The 20241-nt window shown below is 71.4% G+C and carries 17 protein-coding genes; 10 read left to right on the plus strand and 7 right to left on the minus strand.

The genetic code is table 11. From position 1 onward, the window contains the following. Positions 1-42 precede the first annotated feature (42 nt). Positions 43-1026: a phosphatase PAP2 family protein gene (locus GTY56_RS25790; RefSeq protein WP_161367711.1), complete on the minus strand. Its 984-nt coding sequence runs from the start codon at positions 1024-1026 to the stop codon at positions 43-45. Between the two features lie 227 nt (positions 1027-1253). Further along, positions 1254-2441, minus strand: a complete 1188-nt coding sequence (locus GTY56_RS25795) for a mannosyltransferase family protein (protein ID WP_161367712.1) — start codon at positions 2439-2441, stop codon at positions 1254-1256. Between the two features lie 263 nt (positions 2442-2704). Between GTY56_RS25795 and GTY56_RS25800 the strand changes: the two genes are divergently transcribed. Together GTY56_RS25800 and GTY56_RS25805 are read left to right on the plus strand one after the other, a co-directional pair. Continuing rightward, complete coding sequence (locus tag GTY56_RS25800; RefSeq protein ID WP_161367713.1) at positions 2705-4309, plus strand: MFS transporter; 1605 nt, start codon at positions 2705-2707, stop codon at positions 4307-4309. Positions 4310-4515: 206 nt separating this feature from the next. After that, entirely contained in the window at positions 4516-5706 is a 1191-nt protein-coding gene (locus GTY56_RS25805; protein WP_161367714.1) for an acyl-CoA dehydrogenase family protein, read from the plus strand. A 49-nt stretch (positions 5707-5755) separates the two neighbouring features. Here GTY56_RS25805 and GTY56_RS25810 read toward each other — a convergent pair whose 3' ends face one another. Next, positions 5756-6196 carry a cell division protein SepF gene (locus GTY56_RS25810; protein ID WP_030850887.1) on the minus strand — a complete coding sequence of 147 codons (441 nt, stop codon included), beginning with the start codon at positions 6194-6196 and terminating at the stop codon, positions 5756-5758. Between the two features lie 289 nt (positions 6197-6485). Here GTY56_RS25810 and GTY56_RS25815 point away from each other — a divergent pair, with 289 nt between their 5' ends. From GTY56_RS25815 to GTY56_RS25825, 3 genes are all read left to right on the plus strand, one after another. Then, the gene (locus GTY56_RS25815; protein ID WP_346345577.1) at positions 6486-7751 is read left to right on the plus strand and encodes a DUF5685 family protein; all 1266 of its coding nucleotides are present in this window, start codon (positions 6486-6488) and stop codon (positions 7749-7751) included. A gap of 210 nt (positions 7752-7961) precedes the next feature. Next, the gene (locus tag GTY56_RS25820) at positions 7962-8867 is read left to right on the plus strand and encodes a S1 family peptidase (protein WP_107458101.1); all 906 of its coding nucleotides are present in this window, start codon (positions 7962-7964) and stop codon (positions 8865-8867) included. Positions 8868-9240: 373 nt separating this feature from the next. Further along, positions 9241-10323 carry a S1 family peptidase gene (locus GTY56_RS25825; RefSeq protein WP_161367715.1) on the plus strand — a complete coding sequence of 361 codons (1083 nt, stop codon included), beginning with the start codon at positions 9241-9243 and terminating at the stop codon, positions 10321-10323. A gap of 302 nt (positions 10324-10625) precedes the next feature. Here the strand turns inward: GTY56_RS25825 and GTY56_RS25830 are convergent, their stop codons facing one another. Continuing rightward, positions 10626-11645, minus strand: a complete 1020-nt coding sequence (locus GTY56_RS25830) for a DUF3533 domain-containing protein (RefSeq protein WP_161367716.1) — start codon at positions 11643-11645, stop codon at positions 10626-10628. Positions 11646-11798: 153 nt separating this feature from the next. On the opposite strand from GTY56_RS25830, the gene GTY56_RS25835 reads away from it, so the two are divergent. Together GTY56_RS25835 and GTY56_RS25840 are read left to right on the plus strand one after the other, a co-directional pair. Beyond that, positions 11799-15293, plus strand: a complete 3495-nt coding sequence (locus GTY56_RS25835) for a DNA polymerase III subunit alpha (RefSeq protein ID WP_161367717.1) — start codon at positions 11799-11801, stop codon at positions 15291-15293. Further along, positions 15290-16273, plus strand: coding sequence for a DNA polymerase Y family protein (locus GTY56_RS25840; protein WP_161367718.1), 984 nt, complete (start codon positions 15290-15292; stop codon positions 16271-16273). The genes GTY56_RS25835 and GTY56_RS25840 overlap by 4 nt, the downstream gene beginning before the upstream one ends. A gap of 18 nt (positions 16274-16291) precedes the next feature. Here GTY56_RS25840 and GTY56_RS25845 read toward each other — a convergent pair whose 3' ends face one another. Then, positions 16292-16666: a cupin domain-containing protein gene (locus tag GTY56_RS25845; protein ID WP_161367719.1), complete on the minus strand. Its 375-nt coding sequence runs from the start codon at positions 16664-16666 to the stop codon at positions 16292-16294. A gap of 78 nt (positions 16667-16744) precedes the next feature. Between GTY56_RS25845 and GTY56_RS25850 the strand changes: the two genes are divergently transcribed. Together GTY56_RS25850 and GTY56_RS25855 are read left to right on the plus strand one after the other, a co-directional pair. Next, positions 16745-17191, plus strand: coding sequence for a MarR family transcriptional regulator (locus GTY56_RS25850; protein WP_161367720.1), 447 nt, complete (start codon positions 16745-16747; stop codon positions 17189-17191). A 171-nt stretch (positions 17192-17362) separates the two neighbouring features. Next, the gene (locus GTY56_RS25855) at positions 17363-18223 is read left to right on the plus strand and encodes an esterase/lipase family protein (protein WP_161367721.1); all 861 of its coding nucleotides are present in this window, start codon (positions 17363-17365) and stop codon (positions 18221-18223) included. Between the two features lie 127 nt (positions 18224-18350). Here the strand turns inward: GTY56_RS25855 and GTY56_RS25860 are convergent, their stop codons facing one another. Then, positions 18351-19358 (minus strand): lytic polysaccharide monooxygenase, encoded by a 1008-nt coding sequence (locus GTY56_RS25860; protein WP_161367722.1) that lies wholly within the window; start codon positions 19356-19358, stop codon positions 18351-18353. A gap of 181 nt (positions 19359-19539) precedes the next feature. On the opposite strand from GTY56_RS25860, the gene GTY56_RS25865 reads away from it, so the two are divergent. Continuing rightward, entirely contained in the window at positions 19540-19989 is a 450-nt protein-coding gene (locus tag GTY56_RS25865) for a GNAT family N-acetyltransferase (protein ID WP_161367723.1), read from the plus strand. A 30-nt stretch (positions 19990-20019) separates the two neighbouring features. On the opposite strand, the gene GTY56_RS41195 is transcribed toward GTY56_RS25865, so the two are convergent. Beyond that, the gene (locus tag GTY56_RS41195; RefSeq protein WP_107308287.1) at positions 20020-20154 is read right to left on the minus strand and encodes a hypothetical protein; all 135 of its coding nucleotides are present in this window, start codon (positions 20152-20154) and stop codon (positions 20020-20022) included. Positions 20155-20241 lie beyond the last annotated feature (87 nt).

Below are 20241 nucleotides of genomic sequence, written 5' to 3' on the forward strand. Positions count from 1 at the left end.
CGGGGCCTTCGCGCTGCCGGAAGGGGTGCGCACCTGCCGTGGTCAGCCGCCTGTCAGCGGGCGGGCCGACGAGGCCGAACCGCGTGGGTGACGCTCCGGGTGCTGAGGGCGCCGGCTGCCGGCGGGGGTGATCGGTGTGCGTTCCGAGCGGGCCGTGTGCGGGCCCGGCGCCAGGTAGACCGGGGCCCGGGACGCCCGGGCCGCCACGTCCTCCCGGTCGGCGGGCAGGGGCGTGATCACGACGGGAGTGCCGGCCGCTGTACGGCGCCTGCGGGCCCGCAGCCGGTCGCGCCGGTCGAAGATCGCGGTCTCGGCACGGGCGATCAGCGGCTCGCACCACGGCAGGCCGAGCAGGATCAGCAGACCCGCGGTCCAGCCGAGAAGCACATCGCTCAGCCAGTGCGTACCCAGGTAGACGGTGGCCATCCCGACGCCGAGCGAGGTCACCGCGGACACGGCGGACAGCCAGCGCTGCGCTCTCGCGGAGGAGGCCAGGTAGGCCAGGATCCCCCAGGTCACCACGCCGTTGGCGGTGTGACCGCTCGGAAATATATCGCCGCCGCGCCACATCTCGTTCGAGCCGATCACGGTCGCGTAGTGCGGGCCCAGGCGGCCCATGCCGTATTTGGCGGCGCCGACCGTGATGTTCAGCAGCAGCAGTGAGACGCCGAGCGCGAGCAGCGGCCGCAGGGTGTGCTGCCGCCAGGAGCGCCAGCCCAGCCAGGCCGCGACCATCACGGCGGTCGGGCCGCGCTGGCCGAGGACCACGTAGTAGTCGACGAACCAGTGGATCTCCGACCACTGCTGGTACGGGCGGAAGAACATGACCTGCCAGTCGAGCCGGACCAGCCAGGACGTGATCACCACGGCCCACACGATCGCGCCGTAGAAGGCCAGGGTTCCCGCGAAGAGCACGATGCGGTGCCTGCTCATCTTCGGCACATCGATGTGGGCCGGTCGTTCCGGCTCACGGTCCAGCCGGGCGAACACCCGGTCCAGACGGGTGAGCTTCGGTTCGGTACGCACCCAATCGACGTTACAGCGAGTGAGCTCGGATCCCGGGCGAATCAACGGCTTTGTGATGACGATGTGATGTGGGATTCCTCTCAGGAGGGGGTTTATTTCCAGCGAATCTGTAATCGTCGGCCGCTGTGACCTTCAATTCCTTTGATCATTCCAGATGCGGGTTTTAGTGCGCTTTTGAATTCGTTCACCGGGGCATGGTGCGGAATTCCCCCTGCGCTCACAGTGGGTCAGGGGGGACCGGGGCCGTTCAGCCAGAACGCCCCGTACACCGCCGAGGCCACCGCGACGGTCCCCAGGATGGCCGCTGACCTGCGCGGACGCGCCTTGGCCAGGGCCAGCGCGAGCGGCAGCAGCAGCGGGAAGGCGGGCAGCAGCAGGCGCGGTTTCGAGCCGAAGTAGCTCGACGCGCACAGGGCGAGCGCGGTCACGACCCCGGTGTAGACCAGCAGCGGCAGCGGCTGGCGCTGACGTACTCCGGTCGCATACAGCCAGACGACTGACGCGACCCCGGCGACGAGCCCCGCACCGGCCAGGGCCGCCGGGAACGACGCGAACTTCTCGGCGACGAACCGGGCGAAGGCGTAGCCGCCGTCGAAGCCGTTGCGCCATCCGGCCTGGACGTCCAGGTAGCCCAGCGGGCCCTTGCCGGTGCGGTGGCCGACCCAGAGCACGTAGCCGGCGGTGCCGAGGGGGGCCAGGGCCATGCCGAGGACGCGCCGGACCCGGGTCGCGGGCTCGGCCGTGACGTGCGGGTCGCCCTGACCGGGCGCACTCCGGTCCCGTACGAAGGAGGCCACCGCCGCCACCCACACGGCCGCCACCACGGCCAGCCCCACCGGGCGGGTCAGCCCGGCGAACAGGGCCAGTGCGCCGGCCGTCACCCAGCGGCCGGTCAGCACCGCGTACAGCGCCCAGGCCGCGAGCGCAGTGAAGAGGGACTCGCTGTACGCCATCGACTGCACGATCCCGACCGGAAGAACGGCCCACAGCAGCACCGCGCACACCCCGGCCCGGCGGCCGTACACATGGTCCGCCACCGCGAAGATCCCCCAGGCCGCGGCGAGCGAGGCGACGAGGCTGACCAGGAACCCCCCGTCCGCGTACGACAGCGGCGACACCGCCGCCACCAGCCGCTCCAGCCACGGCAGCAGCGGGAAGAACGCCAGGTTCGAGTGCAGGTCCCCGTTCGCCAGCCGCACCTCGTAGCCGTAGCCCAGCTCGGCGACCCTGACGTACCAGAGCGCGTCCCAGCGGGCGGTCAGCAGCGTGTACGCGCTCTTGTCCCGCGCCGCGCTCCACAGGAACAGGGCGAGCAGGCCCAGGGCGCGGACGGCCGCGTAGCCGGCGAGCGCCGGGACCGCCCGGCGCAGCGCCCCGGCGCGGGGCGGGGCCGCGCGCGTCTCAAGATCGGTCACGGGCCCGATTATCGACCCGGGCCGGAACCGCCCGGCCGACCGGGGCGTGAACCATCAAGGAGAGAGTGGCGTACGCCACAGCTGTCCGCCGGAGGTGTGAGAGGTCCGCCACTGGTCTCCGCCGGGGACTCGCGTACTCTGACGTGTCACTCGCTTTTCGTTTGCGCGGGCCGGAGATTACCGCTCCTCTCCGGCCGAGTCGCGGGGGCGTCCCCCACCCCGTGAGCCCGCCGATCGCGAGGGAACATCTGGGAGGTACGTACATGTCCGGGACGACCACGGCCGCCACTGCGCTGCGCCGTAGGGCGGCCGGGGCCGGTGCCAACCGCTGGGTGGTCCTCGTCGTCCTCTGCGTCAGCCTGCTGCTGGTCGCCGTCGACGCCACCGTGCTGCACGTGGCGGTCCCCGCCGTCACCGAGGACCTGAAGCCCGGCGGGATGGAACTGCTCTGGATCGTCGACGTCTACCCACTGGTCTGCGCCTCGCTGCTGATCCTGTTCGGCACACTGGGCGACCGCGTCGGCCGCCGGAGAGTGCTGCTCCTCGGCTACACGCTGTTCGGCGTGGCCTCCGGCCTCGCGGCCCTGGCCGACAGCGCCCCTCTGCTGATCGTGGCGCGGGCGCTGCTCGGCGTGGGCGGCGCGATGATCATGCCCGCGACCCTGTCGATCCTGCGGCAGGTCTTCCCGGACCGGCGTGAGCGGGCGCTCGCCATCGGCATCTGGAGCGCTGTGGCCGCGGTAGGCGCGGCGGTCGGTCCGCTGCTGGGCGGCTTCCTGCTGGAGCACTTCTGGTGGGGCTCGGTGTTCCTCGTCAACATTCCGTTGATGCTGGTCAGCCTCCCGGTGGGGCGACTGCTGCTGCCCGAGTCGAAGGGGGACGGCAAGGGCCCCTGGGACGTGGTCGGTGCACTGATGGCGGCGGCCGGGCTGTTCGGTGTCGTGCTGGGCGTGAAGCGACTCGGCAGCGGGGAGTCGCTGGGCAGCCTGCTCACCGTGCCGTCGCTGGTGGTGGGCGCCGCGCTGCTGGCCGGCTTCGTACGGCGGCAGCGGCGGCGGAAGTATCCGCTGGTCGACCTCAAGATGTTCGCGCGGCCGGCGTTCAGTACGTCCGTCGGGTGCATCGTGCTGGCGATGCTCGCGCTGGTCGGGCTGGAACTGATCGCGGCGCAGTACCTGCAGCTGGTGCTCGGGCTGTCGCCGCTGGAGACGGGGCTGCGGCTGCTGCCGCTGACGTTCGCGGCCATGGCGGCCGGGCTGGCCGGGGCGCGGATGCTGCGGCGGTTCGGGCCGCGGCGGATGGTGTGCGCCGGGTTCTGCCTCACGGCGTTCGCGGTGGTGCTGCTGACGGCGCTGGGCCGGACGGACGACTGTGCGCTGATGCTGAGCGGGTTCGTGCTGCTCGGCTTCGGCCTGGAGACGACGCTGTTCGGGGCGTACGAGTCGATGCTGAGCGAGGCACCGCAGGAGCAGGCCGGCGGGGCGGCGGCGATCGGGGAGACGTCGTACCAGCTCGGGGCGGGGATCGGGATCGCGCTGCTCGGCACGGTGATGAACGCCGCGTACGCGCCCGGGCTGTCGGGCGTGCCGGGGGTCCCGGCGTCGGCGTCCGAGTCGGCGAGCCATTCGCTGGGGGAGGCGTACGAGGTGGCCGCGCAGCTGGGCGGGTCGGCCGGTGCCGCTCTGCGGCATGCCGCCCGGGACGCCTTCGTGCACGGGCTGCATGTCACGCTGCTGGTGAGCGCAGGTCTGTTGCTCCTGGGGGCCGTGATGGCGTTGCGGTTGCCGCGGGTCATGCAGTGCGAGCCCTCGGAGGCGGTGGAACTGCCCGCCCCCAGGGACTCGGCGGAGTCCCGCGTCTCGGTGTGACCCCCTTCGCCCGCTCACGCACCGCCTGTGGCTGAGGGGTGAGGGTCCCCGGGCGACTGCACCTTTCGCCCCACCGCCACGGGCGGTGTGAGGGCCCCGCCGCGACGCCGGGCTCTCAGTCGGCAGGTACGGGTGGTGCGTCGGTGGGTCGAAGCCGTAGCGTCTGGCTAGCGGTGCTAGTTAAAGAGCTTCGGAGGGTGTCGATCATGTCCGGTTCATCCAAGCTGCCTCCTTTCGATCCCGCCGACCCTCTCGGCCTGGACGACCTCCTGGAGCCGGAGGACCTCGGGATCAGGGACACCGTGCGGGCCTGGGCCGCGGACCGGGTGCTGCCCCATGTCGCCGAGTGGTACGAGAAGGGGGAGCTGCCGGTCATTCGGGAGCTGGCCAGGGAGCTCGGCGGCATCGGAGCCCTCGGGATGTCCCTGGACGGGTACGGGTGTGCCGGTGCGTCCGCCGTGCAGTACGGGCTCGCCTGCCTGGAGCTGGAGGCCGCCGACTCCGGCATCCGTTCCCTCGTCTCCGTGCAGGGCTCCCTCGCCATGTACGCCATCCACCGCTTCGGCAGCGAGGAGCAGAAGCAGCAGTGGCTGCCGCGGATGGCCGCCGGCGAGGTGATCGGCTGCTTCGGACTCACCGAGCCCGACCACGGCTCCGACCCCGCCTCCCTGCGCACCTACGCCAAGCGCGACGGCTCCGACTGGATTCTCAACGGCCGCAAGATGTGGATCACCAACGGGTCGGTCGCCGGTGTCGCCGTCGTATGGGCGCAGACCGAGGACGGGATGCGCGGCTTCGTGGTGCCCACCGACAGCGCCGGGTTCTCCGCTCCCGAGATCAAGCACAAGTGGTCCCTCAGGGCCTCGGTCACCAGCGAGCTCGTACTGGACGACGTGCGGCTGCCCGCCGAAGCCGTCCTCCCGGAGGGCGCAGGACTGCGCGGCCCCCTCAGCTGTCTGTCGCACGCCCGGTACGGAATCGTCTGGGGCGCCATGGGCGCGGCCCGCAGCAGTTTCGAGGCCGCCGTCGAGTACGCGAAGTCGCGGGAGCAGTTCGGGCGGCCCATCGGCGGCTTCCAGCTCACCCAGGCCAAACTCGCCGACATGGCGGTCGAACTGCACAAGGGGATTCTGCTCGCCCATCACCTGGGGCGGCGTATGGACGCCGGTCGCCTGCGCCCCGAGCAGGTCAGCTTCGGCAAGCTCAACAACGTCCGGGAGGCGATCGAGATCTGCCGCACGGCCCGGACGATTCTCGGGGCCAACGGGATCTCGCTCGAATATCCCGTGATGCGGCACGCGACCAACCTCGAGTCGGTGCTCACCTACGAAGGCACCGTCGAGATGCACCAGCTCGTGCTGGGCAAGGCGCTCACCGGACTCGATGCCTTCCGGTAGGCCGGTCCGGTAACCCTGCGCGGGGGCAGGGCCGGTGAGCGGCCCTGCCTCAGCTCTGGTTGAAGAATCCGTCCGTCCGGTGCCCGGCCGGGTCGCCGTTGACGATCTCCGTGTTGGCGGGGGTCAGCAGGAACACGCGGGTCGACACTCTCTCGATCGAACCGCGCAGGCCGAAGATCAGCCCGGCCGCGAAGTCGACCACGCGCTTGGCGTCGGACGCCTCCATGGCCGTGAGGTTCATGATGACCGGCACGCCCTCGCGGAACAGCTCGCCGATGGCGCGCGCGTCCCGGAAGCTGTCCGGGGTCACCGTGCCGATGCGGCGGCCCTTCTCCTCGGCGACGTCCGAGGCCACCTTGACACGCGGATCGGTGACCCAGGCCTCCCCGGGCTCGTTCCCGTCGGAGTAGTCGTCGTCGTCGTAGTAACGCTCGTCTTCGTTGTCGTCGACGAGGCCAAGCCAGGCACTTGCCTTGCGTACCGATCCCATGGACGCCTCCTCTCACAGCGGTCTTTCTGCTTTCCGCATCCCTATGGTCGTCCATGATGCGGATGGCGCGCCAAGTGGATAGACGCCGCACGGGGGGTTTGTGACGGTACTGGTGCACAGCGAATCCGTCGAGAGTCCGTGTGTCCCAAGGGCCGTTTCCCAAACGGCTGCTGACTGTGAGTGAAATATGATTCTTCTCGGCGTACGGGTGACGCCGGGGCGTACGGGTGAATGCCGCAGCCGATACGATGCCGCAGCTCAACGTCGTCACACACCTCGGGGGAGCGTTGTGTTCGGAATCGTCAGGCCCTGTAGACACCGGCTCGGGGAGAAGCTCGCAAGTCAGTGGATGGCGCATTTGTGCGGGCTCTGCCTCGCCCTACGGGGTGACCACGGGCAGTTCGCCCGAATAGTCACCAATTATGACGGGCTTCTTGTCTCGGTTCTGACGGAGGCTCAGTCGGAGAGCGACGGGTCCGGCCGGCGTACGGCCGGACCGTGCCCGCTGCGCGGCATGCGCACCGCCTCCGTCGCGCACGGCGAGGGGGCCCGGCTCGCGGCGGCCGTTTCCCTCGTGCTGGCCTCGGCGAAGGTCCGTGACCACGTCACGGACGGTGACGGGTTGTTGGCCCGCAGGCCGGTGGCGCGTGCGGCGCGCCGGGTCGCCGCGAGCTGGGACACAGCGGGCGCCCGGAGCGGCACCGCTGTGGGATTCGACACCGCGCTCCTGGTCGACGCCGTGGACCGGCAGGCCGGGATCGAAGCGCTGGCCGGCCCCGGGACGCCGCTCCTGACCGTCACCGAACCGACCGAGACCGCGACCGCCGCGGCCTTCGCGCACACCGCTGTCCTCGCGGGCCGGCCGCACAACGCCGCGCCCCTCGCCGAGGCCGGACGGCTCTTCGGGCGCCTCGCGCACCTCCTGGACGCCGTGGAGGACCTGCACACTGACGTCGCGTCAGGCGCCTGGAACCCGATCGCCGCGACCGGCACCTCCCTGGCGGAGGTCCGGCGGCTCGCCGACGACGCGGTGCACGGCGTGCGGCTTGCGCTGCGCGACGCCGAGTTCACCGATGCCGGGCTCGTCCATCTGCTGCTCGTGCACGAACTGCGGCGCTCGGTGGACCGGGCGTTCGGCACGGTGCCGGTGTGCGCCTCCCACCAGGGCGGCGGACCTTACGGACAGCAGGGACCCCACGGGCAGCCGCCGCAGGGACCCCACGGACAGCCGCCGCAGGGGCCCTACGGCTCCCCGCACCACCCGTACGCGGGCGGTGGCGGGAATCCGTACGCCGGCGGAGGCGCGTACGGCGGTGGCGGCTTCGGGGGCGGCGGGTTCGGGGGTGGTGCGTACGGCGGTGGCGCGCCGGTGCCCCAGCCGTCCCGACGGCGTGGGTTCTGGGCCGGCTGCGGAATGTTCTGGCTCCTGTGCTGCACCTGCAAGCTGTGCTGCGCCAAGGAGTACGAGGGGCCGTGGTCCCGTAAGAAGCGCGAGGGTGTCTGCCGGGACTGCGACTGCGACGGGTGCGATTGCTGCTGCCCCTGCGACGGCTGACCCGGCCACGGCCGGGCGGCTCGTGAAGAGCGCTCAGAGGTTGAAGTCCGAAAGGCACTCTTGCGCCGACCGGCCGTTCGGCCGAATACTCCCCCTCAGCGCTTGTCAGGGGCACGGCGTGTTCGGAATCCGAACAGCCGGTCCAGGGCTGCGCCTCACGGGCCCGAAACCCCACGAGGGCCCCCTACTTCCTTTGTGGAGGAACGAAAAGTGAGGATCAAGCGCACCACCCCGCGCAGTGGCATTTCGAGACGGACCCGGCTGATCGCCGTTTCCACCGGCCTCGTTGCCGCCGCAGCGATCGCGATCCCCAGCGCGAACGCATCCGACGCCCCCACCACCTTCAGCGCCGCCGAGCTCAAGAGCGCCAGCGGCTCGCTGCTGAAGGCCGACATCCCGGGCACCGCCTGGGCCGTCGACAGCAAGACCAACCGCGTGCTCCTGACCGTGGACAGCACGGTCACCCAGGCCGAGATAGCGAAGATCAAGCAGCAGGCCGGCGGCAACGCCGACGCGCTCACGATCAAGCGCACCCCCGGCAAGTTCAACAAGCTCATCCAGGGCGGCGACGCCATCTATGCGAGTAGCTGGCGCTGCTCCCTCGGCTTCAACGTCCGTGCCAGCAACGGCACCGAGTACTTCCTGACCGCCGGTCACTGCACCGACGGCGCGGGCACCTGGTACTCCAACTCCGGCCGCACCACGGTCATCGGCTCGACCGCCGGCTCCAGCTTCCCGGGCAACGACTACGGCCTCGTGCGCTACAGCGGGTCCGTCAGCCGTCCCGGCACGGCCAACGGCGTGGACATCACGCGTGCGGCCACCCCGAGCGTGGGCACCACCGTCATCCGTGACGGCTCCACCACCGGTACGCACAGCGGCCGGGTCACCGCCCTCAACGCCACCGTCAACTACGGCGGCGGCGACATCGTCTCCGGCCTGATCCAGACCACTGTCTGCGCCGAGCCCGGTGACTCCGGCGGTTCGCTCTACGGCAGCAACGGGGTCGCCTACGGCCTGACCTCCGGCGGCAGCGGCAACTGCTCCTCCGGCGGCACGACGTTCTTCCAGCCCGTCACGGAGGCCCTGAGCGCCTACGGCGTCAGCGTCTACTAGGCCACCGACGGCAGTTCGCGGCTCCGCAGCACTTCACGCCCCCGCACGCATCGCGTGCGGGGGCTTCGTGCTGGGTGCGGGTCTCCTGCGCAACCCGGCGCCGGAGGGGCGAAATTCAGCCATGGGCAGACCTCACAGAGTGGGCACACATTACTCACGCGTAATGTTTGCAGTGTGAATGCGCGGGAGTTGGTCCGATTTGATCGTGGACGGTCAAAATGAGGGGGCGTGCGAAGCGCTGTCTACGCGCGTCTCGAACTCACCCTTGTGTGCTCCCCGTTGTCCTCGGAATAGTAGGCGCTCGTCAACGAAGCCTTCCGGCTCGTGAGGTCCCCACAACCTCTCGTGCCGACCCCCCACAGGAGGACAGAAGTTGAAGCACCGACGCATACCCAAGCGGCGTGCAGCCGTGGCAGGCGCGGGCATCGCCGCGCTGGTCGCCGCGGGAGTGACGTTCCAGACCGCGAACGCCAGTGAGACCCCTGAGGCGTCCGCACCCCGGACCCTGTCGGTCGCCGCGGCCGGAAAGCTCGCCTCGACGCTGGCCGAGGACCTGGGCGGCGACGCGGCCGGGACGTACTACGACACGAAGAGCAAGGCCCTCGTGGTGAACGTGCTCGACGAGGCCGCCGCGCAGGCCGTCGAGAAGGCCGGCGCCAAGGCGAGAGTCGTGGCGAACTCCCTCGCCGAACTCAAGAGCGCCCGCAGCACGCTGAAGCAGGACGCCACGATCCCGGGCACCGCCTGGGTGACCGACCCCACTACCAACAAGGTCGTGGTGACCGCCGACCGTACGGTCTCCGAGGCCGAGTGGGCGAAGCTGACGAAGGTCGTGGACGGGCTCGGGGCGAAGGCCGAACTGAAGCGCTCGAAGGGGGAGTACAAGCCCTTCATCGCCGGTGGTGACGCGATCACCGACGGCAGCGGGCGCTGCTCGCTGGGCTTCAACGTGGTCAAGGGCGGCGAGCCGTTCTTCCTGACCGCCGGTCACTGCACCGAGGGCATCTCCACCTGGTCGGACTCCAGTGGCAAGGAGCTCGGCACGAACGCGGACTCCAGCTTCCCGGACAACGACTACGGGCTGGTCAAGTACACCGCGGAGGTCGCTCACCCGAGTGAGGTGAACCTCTACAACGGCTCCACCCAGAAGATCTCGGGCGCCGCGGACGCGACCGTCGGCATGGCGGTCACCCGGAGCGGGTCGACCACGCAGGTGCACGAGGGCAAGGTCACCGGGCTGGACGCCACGGTGAACTACGGCAACGGCGACATCGTGAACGGGCTGATCCAGACCGACGTGTGCGCGGAGCCGGGTGACAGTGGCGGGTCGCTGTTCTCGGGCGACAAGGCGGTCGGGCTCACGTCCGGCGGCAGCGGTGACTGCACCTCGGGCGGGGAGACGTTCTTCCAGCCGGTGACCGAGGCGCTGTCCGCGACCGGGACGCAGATCGGCTGACGAGTGTGTGTGAAGTCCCGCCCCTTGTGCGAGGGGCGGGGCTTTTGCGTGCCGTCTCGCCGGGTGGGGGTGCGCGTTCTCGCGTGCCGCTGGGTGGTGGGTCGGGGCCGCGCGGGGGGTGTCCGTCCTCGAACGTCGTGATGGGCCTGCACGCCGACCGGCTGTGCGTCGACGCGACAACCGCTGCGGGCGGACACCCCCGACACGGCCCCTTCTCGCCGTACGCGGGTGCGGGCCGGCTGTGGTGGCGCAGCCCGTCTCCCGGTCCTTCGCGCCGGGCGGCGAGTGCGGGTGGGGTGTGGTCAGGGTGCGGTCGTCTCCGCCCGCTTGCGTACGGTCGCTGCCGCCAGGGTGATCGCCGTTCCCGCCACCGCCCACGCCGACAGGACCAGGAGCGGCGTCGTCATCGCGTTGGTGTCGAAGTAGGCGATGGAGCGGGTCGACCAGGTGCCGGCGCCCGGGGGGAGGGCCGGGCCGATCGCCTTCCAGAAGGGCGGGAGGAGGGGTGGGGGCAGCGCGCCGCCCGCGCTGGGGTTGCCGAGGATGACCACCAGCAGGATGACCAGGCCGATGCCGATCGTGCCGAAGAGGCCCTGCAACGCGAGGGTGGCCGCGCCCACGGCGAAGATGATCAGGGTGCCCAGGCCCCAGAGGGCCGCGGTGCTGCCCGGCAGGGCGTCCAGGGCCGGGCCGGCGATGAGGGCTCCGCCGAGACCGCCGGTGAGGGCGACCAGGGCCATGACCGCCAGCCGGATCGCGGCGCGGGAGGGGTTGGAGGGTTTCGCCCCGGCGCTGATGGCCAGGGCCGCGGCGCCCAGGTAGCCGCCCACGCACCAGCCGATCACCAGGTAGAAGGACGAGAGTCCGTTGGGGTCGTGGGGTGCGGATGGGATCACGTCGACCGTTCGGATGGTGCGCCGCTCGGACTTCTCCAGGTTGGTGACCAGGGCCGTCAGCGTGGTGGAGAGGATCCGGCCGCCCCCGGAGGCGACCAGGAGGGTGTCGGTGCTGCCCCGGGGGTCGATGATCAGGACCGCGTCGATGTCGCGGTGGGTGAGCTGGGTCCTGGCCGTGGCCTCGTCGGGCAGGGCGCGGGGGTCCAGGGGTGAGCCGGGCAGTCGTTCCAGCCGGGTGACCGCCTGGCCCGCGGCGGCCTGTGGGGCGACCACGCCGAAGGGGACGTCCTTGGGTTTCGGGTCGTGCAGTGCTCCCACGTACGAGGCGATGAACAGCAGCTGGAGTGCGATCACGCCGACGATGAGCAGGGTGGCCCGCGGGGTGACGGCGTCTCTCACCTCCGTGCGGAACGAGCTGTGCGGCATGCCTCCACGGTCGGGGGTTTTGGGGTGTTTCCGCAGGTGGGGCGGGGCCGAACGGATGTCGCACATACATTCGAGGATGGGGGTATGGTGGGGTGAGGTAGCTGGGAACAGATGTTCGAGAGCTGGTGTGGCTCACAAGTGCGGGAGGTGCGTGTGCCGGGGTTCACGCATCTGCACACCGTCTCCGGATTCTCGTTGCGCTATGGAGCCTCGCACCCGGAGCGGCTGGCCGAGCGTGCCTCCGAGCGGGGTATGGACGCCCTGGCGCTGACCGACCGCGACACGCTCGCCGGCGCTGTCCGGTTCTCGAAAGCCTGCGGGAAGGCGGGGGTCCGGCCGCTGTTCGGGGCCGATCTGGCCGTGGCCGGTGCGGAGCCCGGGTCCGAGCGGCGGGGGCGGCGCCGGACCCCGGTGCGGGGTGGCGCCTTTGTCGACGAGTCGGCTCCCCGCGTGACCTTTCTTGCCCGGGACGGCGCCCGGGGATGGGCGGACCTGTGCCGGCTCGTCTCGGCCGCCCAGGAGGGGGAGGGGACGCCCCTGCTGCCCTGGGAGCGCAATCACGCCGAGGGGCTGACCGTGCTGCTCGGGCCCGGATCGGACGTCGGGCGCGCCCTGACCGCGGGGCGGCCCGACCGTGCGGCGCGACTGCTCGCGCCCTGGCGTGACGTCTACGGCGACGCCCTGCGGCTGGAAGCCGTCTGGCACGGCCGGGAAGGCACGGGGCCGGGGTCGCTGCGGCTGGCCGCCCGGACCGTCGGGTTCGCCGCCGAACAGCGGATCCGGCCCGTGCTCACCAACGCCGTGCGGTACGCCGACCCGGGTCTCGGGCCGGTCGCCGACGTTCTGGACGCCGCCCGGCTGCTGGTGCCCATCGACCCGGCCAAGGGGCTGGACTCCGGTGAGGCCTGGCTCAAGGGCGCCGGCGACATGCTCGCTGCGGCGGAGCGGATCGTGGAGGCCGCGGGGTTCCGGCGGGAGACCGCCCACCGGCTGGTGGAGCAGACGCAGGCCACGGCCGCCGCGTGCCTGGTCGATCCCGAGGACGATCTGGGGATCGGCACCGTCCACTTCCCCGAGCCGCATCTGGTCGGCGCCGGGCGCCGGACCGCCCAGCGGGCCCTGGCCTCACGGGCGGCGGCGGGGATGGTGCTGCGCGGATACGACCGGCGGCGGGAGTACTGGGAGCGGATGCACCACGAGCTGGACATCATCGCCCACCACGGTTTCGCCTCCTACTTCCTGACCGTCTCCCAAGTGGTGGAGGACGTACGGAAGATGGGTGTCCGGGTCGCCGCCCGGGGGTCCGGGGCCGGGTCGCTCGTCAACCATCTGCTCGGTATCGCGCACGCCGATCCCATCGAGCACCGGCTGCTGATGGAGCGGTTCCTGTCGAAGGAGCGGGTCGTACTGCCCGACATCGACATCGACGTGGAGTCCGCGCGACGGCTGGAGGTCTACCGGGCGATCATCGACCGGTTCGGCACCGAGCGGGTCGCGACGGTCGCGATGCCGGAGACGTATCGCGTGCGGCACGCGATCCGGGACGTGGGGGCCGCCCTGTCCATGGACCCGGCCGAGATCGACCGGGTGGCCAAGTCCTTTCCCCATATCCGGGCGCGCGACGCCCGCGCGGCGCTGGAGGAACTGCCCGAGCTACGCGCGCTGGCGGGCGAGAAGGAGAAGTACGGGAAGCTGTGGGAGCTGGTCGAGGGGCTGGACGCGCTGCCGCGCGGGGTGGCCATGCACCCGTGCGGGGTGCTGCTGTCGGATGCCTCGCTGCTCGCGCGTACGCCGGTCATGCCGACCAGCGGCGAGGGCTTTCCGATGTCGCAGTTCGACAAGGACGACGTCGAGGACCTCGGGCTGCTGAAGCTCGACGTGCTGGGCGTGCGGATGCAGTCGGCCATGGCGCACGCGGTGGAGGAAGTGGAGCGGGTGTCGGGGGCGAGGGTCGATCTGGACTCCCTGGCACCGGGGGATCCGCAGACGTATCGGCTGATCCAGTCCACCGAGACGCTCGGGTGCTTCCAGATCGAGTCGCCCGGGCAGCGGGATCTGGTCGGGCGGCTCCAGCCGGCCACGTTCCACGACCTCGTCGTCGACATCTCGCTGTTCCGGCCCGGGCCGGTCGCCGCCGACATGGTGCGGCCGTTCATCGAGGCGCGGCACGGTCGGGCGCCGGTCCGGTATCCGCACCCCGATCTGGAGGGGCCGCTGAAGGAGACCTACGGGGTCGTCGTCTTCCACGAGCAGATCATCGACATCGTCGACATCATGACCGGCTGCGGGCGCGGCGAGGCCGACCGGGTGCGGCGCGGGCTGTCGGATCCGGAGTCGCAGCAGCGGATCAAGGTGTGGTTCGCACAGCACGCGGCGGTGAACGGCTATGACGCGGAAACGATTCAGCGGACCTGGGAGATCGTCGAGGCCTTCGGGTCGTACGGCTTCTGCAAGGCGCACGCGGTCGCCTTCGCCGTGCCGACGTACCAGTCGGCGTGGCTGAAAACGCATCACCCGGCCGCCTTCTACGCGGGACTGCTCACGCACGACCCCGGCATGTACCCGAAGCGGCTGCTGCTGGCGGACGCGCGGCGACGGGGGGTGCCGGTGCTGCCGCTGGACGTGAACGCGTCGGGAGTCGCACACCGTATCGAACTGGTGTCCGGTAAATGGGGGCTCAGGCTGGCCCTCTCCGATGTCCACGGCATCAGCGAGGCCGAAGCGGCGGGGATCGCCGAGGGCCAGCCGTACGCCTCGCTGGTCGACTTCTGGGAGCGGGGCCGGCCCAGCCGTCCGCTGGCCCAGCGGCTCGCGCAGGTGGGGGCACTGGACGCGTTCGGTGCCAACCGCCGCGATCTGCAACTGCATCTGACCGAGCTGCACCGGGGCGCCCGGGGCGGGGGCGGCGGCCAGCTCCCGCTGGCCGGGGGGCGCGAGACCGCACCGGCCGGACTGCCCGACCTCACCTCCTCGGAGCGGCTCAGCGCCGAACTGGGCGTGCTGTCCATGGACGCCTCGCGGAACCTGATGGACGATCACCGGACGTTCCTCGACGAGCTCGGCGTGGTGTCGGCGCGGCGGCTGCGCGAGGCCCGGCACGGGGAGACGGTGCTGGTCGCGGGCGCCAAGGCGGCCACCCAGACACCGCCGATCCGGTCCGGCAAGCGCGTCATCTTCTCCACCCTGGACGACGGCACGGGCCTGGTGGACCTCGCCTTCTTCGACGACTCCCACGACGCCTGTGCCCACACCGTCTTCCACTCCTGGCTGCTGCTGGTGCGCGGGGTGGTGCAGCGCCGTGGTCCGCGCAGCCTCAGCGTGGTGGGCGCCGCCGCCTGGAACCTCGCGGACCTGCTGGACGTACGCCGGGAGGAAGGGCTGGAGGGGGTCGCGGCCCGGCTGGCCGGCGGCGGTGATCCCGGTGGGTCCGGCGACGACGGTGACGGGGCGGCGCGCCGGCGGCTCGCCGGCTCGGAAGGGGTGCCCGCGCCGACGGGTTCCGCGGCCCAGGACCCGATGGAGCAGCGGAAGATCCGCATGGCCACGGGGTACGAGATGCACCCCTGGGCCGATCTGCGTCCCGCGGGGGAAGGGCCCGCGGCGGTCGGAAGAAAGTTGTGGCACCAGAGTCCGGGGAGTGCGGGATGACCATCCTCTGCGTACGTTTCCAGCTGCCTCCGACGGGCGGGGCGGAGCTGCCCCACCTGCTCGGGATGCTGGAGGAGTTCACCCCTGTCGTCCAGGCCCTGCCGCCGGACGGGGCGCTGGCCGACCTGCGCGGCGCCGAGCGGTACTTCGGGCGGGACGCCGTCGAACTGGCCTCGGTGATCCGGGTGCGCTCGCTCGCGCTCCACGGCGTCGACTGTGTCATCGGGGCCGGCCCCGGTCCGATGCTGGCCCGGATGGCGCTGGACGGCGCCGCGCCCGGGGCGACGCGTACGGTGCCCGAGGAGCAGGGCGCCATCGCGGAGTTCCTCGCGGACAAACCCGTCGCCGCGCTGCCCGGTGTGGGTACCGCGACCGCCCGCACGCTGGGCGACTACGGCCTCGACACCCTCGGCCGGGTCGCCACCGCACCGCTGTCCACCCTGCAACGGCTGATCGGCGCCAAGGCCGGCCGCGAGCTGCGCGAGAAGGCGAACGGCGTCGACCGGGGCCGGGTCGTGCCGAACGCCGTCTCCCGGTCCCTCGCGGCGGAACGCCCCTTCGGGCGCGACGAGCTGGACCCGGACCGGCACCGCCGGGCGCTGCTGTCGGCCGCCGAGGAGCTCGGCGCCCGGCTGCGGGCCCTGGAGAAGGTCTGCCGCACGCTCACCCTGACCGTGCGCTACGCCGACCGGTCCGCCACCACTCGCAGTCGCACCCTGACCGAGCCGACGGCACACTCTCCGGCGCTGACCCGGACCGCGTACGGCCTGTACGAGGCGCTCGGACTGCAACGCGCCCGGGTCCGCGCGATCGCCCTGCGCGCCGAGGGGCTCGACCCCGCCGACCAGGCCTCCCACCAGCTGACCTTCGACCCGGTGGACGAGAAGGTCCGCCGTATCGAGGAGATCGCGGACCAGGCCCGGGCGAAGTTCGGACCGCGGGCGGTGATGCCCGGGGGGCTAGGAGGGCGGGCGGCGTAGATCCCCGCCCGTGACGCGTCAGTTGGCCCACGGCGGCGCGATGCGGGTGCCGTCGGCCAGCCGTGCCTCCAGGCCGATCGAGGTGGTGACCCAGGAGTACGCGGTCCGGTCGGTCGGGTTCTCGACGGTCAGGGTGGCACCGGGGTTGATGATCACCGTGTCGCCCGCGGCGATCCGCTCGGTGCGGCCGTCGAGGGTGATCAGCAGTTCGCCGTCGACCAGATGGAAGATCTCCTCCCTGCTGACCGTGTGTGCGGGCGCCTTGAGGCCGGCCGGGATCTCGCCGCGCCAGGCGCACAGCTCCTTGCTGCCGCTGTTCGGGGTGGCGTACGAGACGAATCGGGCGCCGTGGATCTCGTGGGTGACGGCTTCGGATGATCGGACGATGGGCATGAGGCCTCCAGTGGTCAAGCTGCTTGACTATATGGTCAAGCAGCTTGACCAGTGCGTCAAGGGTGTTTCAATGCATGCGTGCAGAACTCCGAGGCCATGGCCCTGTCCGCCGCCCTGCTCGCCGTCGCGGGTGGGCTCACGCAACGCATCAACGAGGGCGTCCTCGCCCGGGGCTTCGAAGGGGTGCGGCCCGCGCACGGCTTCGCCTTCGCCCGGCTCGCCCCGGACGGCGCGACGGTCACCGACCTCGCCGTCCATCTCGGGGTGACCAAGCAGGCCGCGAGCCAGCTCGTCGACGAACTGGTGCGCAAGGGGTATGCCGAGCGGCGGCCGCATCCCGAGGACGCGCGGGCGCGTCTGGTCGTGCTGACCGAGCGGGGGTGGGGGTGTACGCGCGCCGCGGAGGAGGCGGCCGCGGAAGCCGTCCGGGAGTGGGGGGACCTGCTGGGGGAGCGTGAGGTGCGTTCGCTGGGACGGCAGTTGCTGCGGATCGCTCCGGACGGGCCCATCCGGCCCGCCTGGTGAGGGGGTTTCAGCCGGGGCGGGGGCGCCGGTTACCGCTGCAAGTTTTTACTGACGCGTAACTTCCCAGTTTGACTACCCGCCCGTAACTTGACGAGTGAACAGCATCCTCGTGATCCGGATCACAGGGCCCAGTGCCGTCGCATCCCCCTTGAGTCGCAAGGAGATCACCCGATGCTGCCCTGGAAACGAGTGCTCAGACCCCTGGCCGCCCTGCTGCTGACCGCCGCGGCCGTCACCGTCCCCGCCACCACCGCTCAGGCCGCCGGCGCCCCGAGTTCCGGCTGGAACGACTACTCCTGCAAGCCGTCCGCCGCCCACCCCCGCCCCGTCGTCCTGGTCCACGGCACCCTCGGGAACTCCGTCGACAACTGGCTGGGCCTCGCCCCCTACCTGAAGGTCCGCGGCTACTGCGTCTTCTCCCTCGACTACGGGCAGCTCGAAGGGGTCCCCTTCTTCCACGGCCTCGGACCCGTCGAGAAGTCCGCCGGTCAGCTGAAGGGCTTCGTCGACAAGGTGCTCGCGGCCACCGGTGCCGCCGAGACCGACGTCGTCGGGCACTCGCAGGGCGGCATGATGCCCCGCTACTACCTGAAGTTCCTCGGCGGAGCCGCCAAGGTGAACGCCCTGGTCGGCATCGCGCCCAGCAACCACGGCACCGACCTGAACGGCTTCACCCACCTGCTGCCGTACTTCCCGGGCGCCGCGGACCTGCTGTCGAAGAACACCCCCGCCCTCGCCGACCAGGTGACCGGCTCCGCCTTCCTCGCCAAGCTCAACGCGGGCGGCGACACCGTGCCCGGCGTGCGCTACACCGTCATCGCCACGCGGTACGACGAGGTCGTCACGCCGTGGCGCAGCCAGTACCTGACCGGGCCCGGCGTGCGCAACGTCCTGCTCCAGGACCTGTGCCCCGTCGACCTGTCCGAGCACGTGGCCGTCGGGCTGCTCGACCGGGTCGCCTTCCATGAGGTGGCCAACGCCCTGGACCCGGCGCGGGCCAAAGCGACGACCTGCGCTTCGGCTTTCGAATGACACGTGTCACCTTTTGACACGTGTCGCTCATGGGTGCTTGTCATCCGCTGACACGAGTCACGGAAACGTTTCGGGGCCTGTCCGGCCTGAGCCGCCGGACAGGCCCCGGATCATGGGGCGGCAGGGATCAGCCGCCGTGCCGCCCGCCACTCACCGTCCGGCGCCGGGCCGACAGGAACAGGGCCGCCGAGCCGAGCGCCAGCGTGGCCGCGCCGCCGATCGCGAGGTACGTGGTGCTGCTGTCGCCGCCGGTCTCGGCGAGGTTCCCGGTGGCACCGGCCGCCTTCGGCCGGTTGGGCGCGGCCGCGGCGGCCTTCGGCCGGTCCGCCGTGCTCTTGCGCGGGGCCGCGGCCGGCTCCGCCGAGGTGCTGGGGTCGTCGTCGCCGTGCCCGTGGTGCTCGATCGTGGACTTGTCGTTGCCCTGCTCGATCTGCTCCTTGGTCGGGGCGGAGGCGGTCGGGGCCGGGGCCGGGGCCGCACCTCCCGCCGCGCCGCCACCGCCGCCGAAGCTGACGTCCGAGCAGGAGTAGAACGCCTCCGGGCTGTCCGACCGCTGCCAGACCGCGTACAGCAGGTGCTTGCCGGAGCGCTGGGGCAGGGTGCCGGAGAAGGTGTAGAAGCCACCGGCTGCGGCCGGGTCGGTGGACGTCGCGACCGGCTTCGCCAGGTCGAGGTCCTTCCAGGCGAGCGGCTTGGCCGGGTCGTAGCCGGGCTTGGTGATGTAGACCTTGAACGTGCCCTTGTGAGGGGCCGTCACACGGTACTTGAAGGTGTGCGAGCCGCTGCTCACGCTGGTCGCGGGCCAGTCGGCCCGGGCCAGGTCGAGGCCCTTGAACTGCTCGTTGTTCGCGCTGCACAGCTTGCCGTCCGGGATGAGCTGCTGGTGCCGGCCGCCCGCGTCGCCGATGCGGATGCCGTTCCAGTCGTAGAGGGCCTGGGTGCCGCCCGCCGTCACCGCCGCCTTGCACGCGGCCGACTTCGGGCTCTCGGGACCCTCCGCGTAGCACTGCGAGACGCGGCTGACCGGGTCGCCCATCGAGCCGTGCGCGGCGGCCGGGGCGGCGGTCAGCGCCGTCACGGCGAGCGGGAGGCTGCCGAGAGCGGCGACGGTGGCTGCTGTGCGGCGTGCGGGCATGCGGGAACTCCTCGAAGCGGTGCGTGGGACAGGTCCGGGCCCGGGTGGGCCGGATCCCGTGGGGTGCTCCGAAGCTAGCCCCTGGAAACCGTGAAATCGCCTGCTGAGGGCGGGTGGAGGAGATCCTTATGGCCCGCTTAAGGGAGTGTTCGGACTGGCATCAGGTAGGTACCGTCGCGGCATGGCAGACGAGGAGATCCGGCCGGCCGGGGCCGCCGACGTACCGGTCGTCGCGGACGTCGTCGACGCGGCCTTCCGCCCCTACGTCGAGCGCATCGGGCAGGTGCCGCAGCCCATGGAGGAGGACCACGCGGCGAACGTGGCCGCGGGCAAGGTGTTCGTGACGGGCGATCCCGTGACCGGACTCGTCGTGGTCGAGGCGTTCGCGGACCACCTCTTCCTCGACACCATCGCCGTCCACCCCACCGCGCACGGCGGGGGAGTGGGGCGGCGGCTGCTCCGGTTCGTGGACGCACACGCGCGGGCGCTGGGCCTGCCCGAGGTCCGGCTCTACACGAACGCGCTGATGTGGGAGAACCAGAAGATCTGTCCGAGATACGGCTACGAACTCGTGGAACGGCGTGTGGACGGGCCCTACGACCGCGTCCACCACCGCAAGCGGCTGCGCTGAGGCGTGCGTCTCATGACCGGCACCGGCCGCTCAGGCGTCCGGCCACCAGGTGCGGGCGATGTCCTTGCGGACTTCGGGGCGCCCGGCGGGGCGCTCGTCGGCCTCGTCGCGGACCCGGCGGACATCCGTCTTCTTCAGGGGCTTCTGCACGGTCACACGGCGCATGGCTGCCTCCTTAAGGGTCTACCGGGTTCCGCGTTCTCACGGAGGTAGACCTTTCGGGGGAGAGTTCCTCATCGCTCCTGGTCTGTC

The organism is Streptomyces sp. SID5643, assembly GCF_009872555.1.
GTDB lineage: Bacteria > Actinomycetota > Actinomycetes > Streptomycetales > Streptomycetaceae > Streptomyces > Streptomyces iakyrus.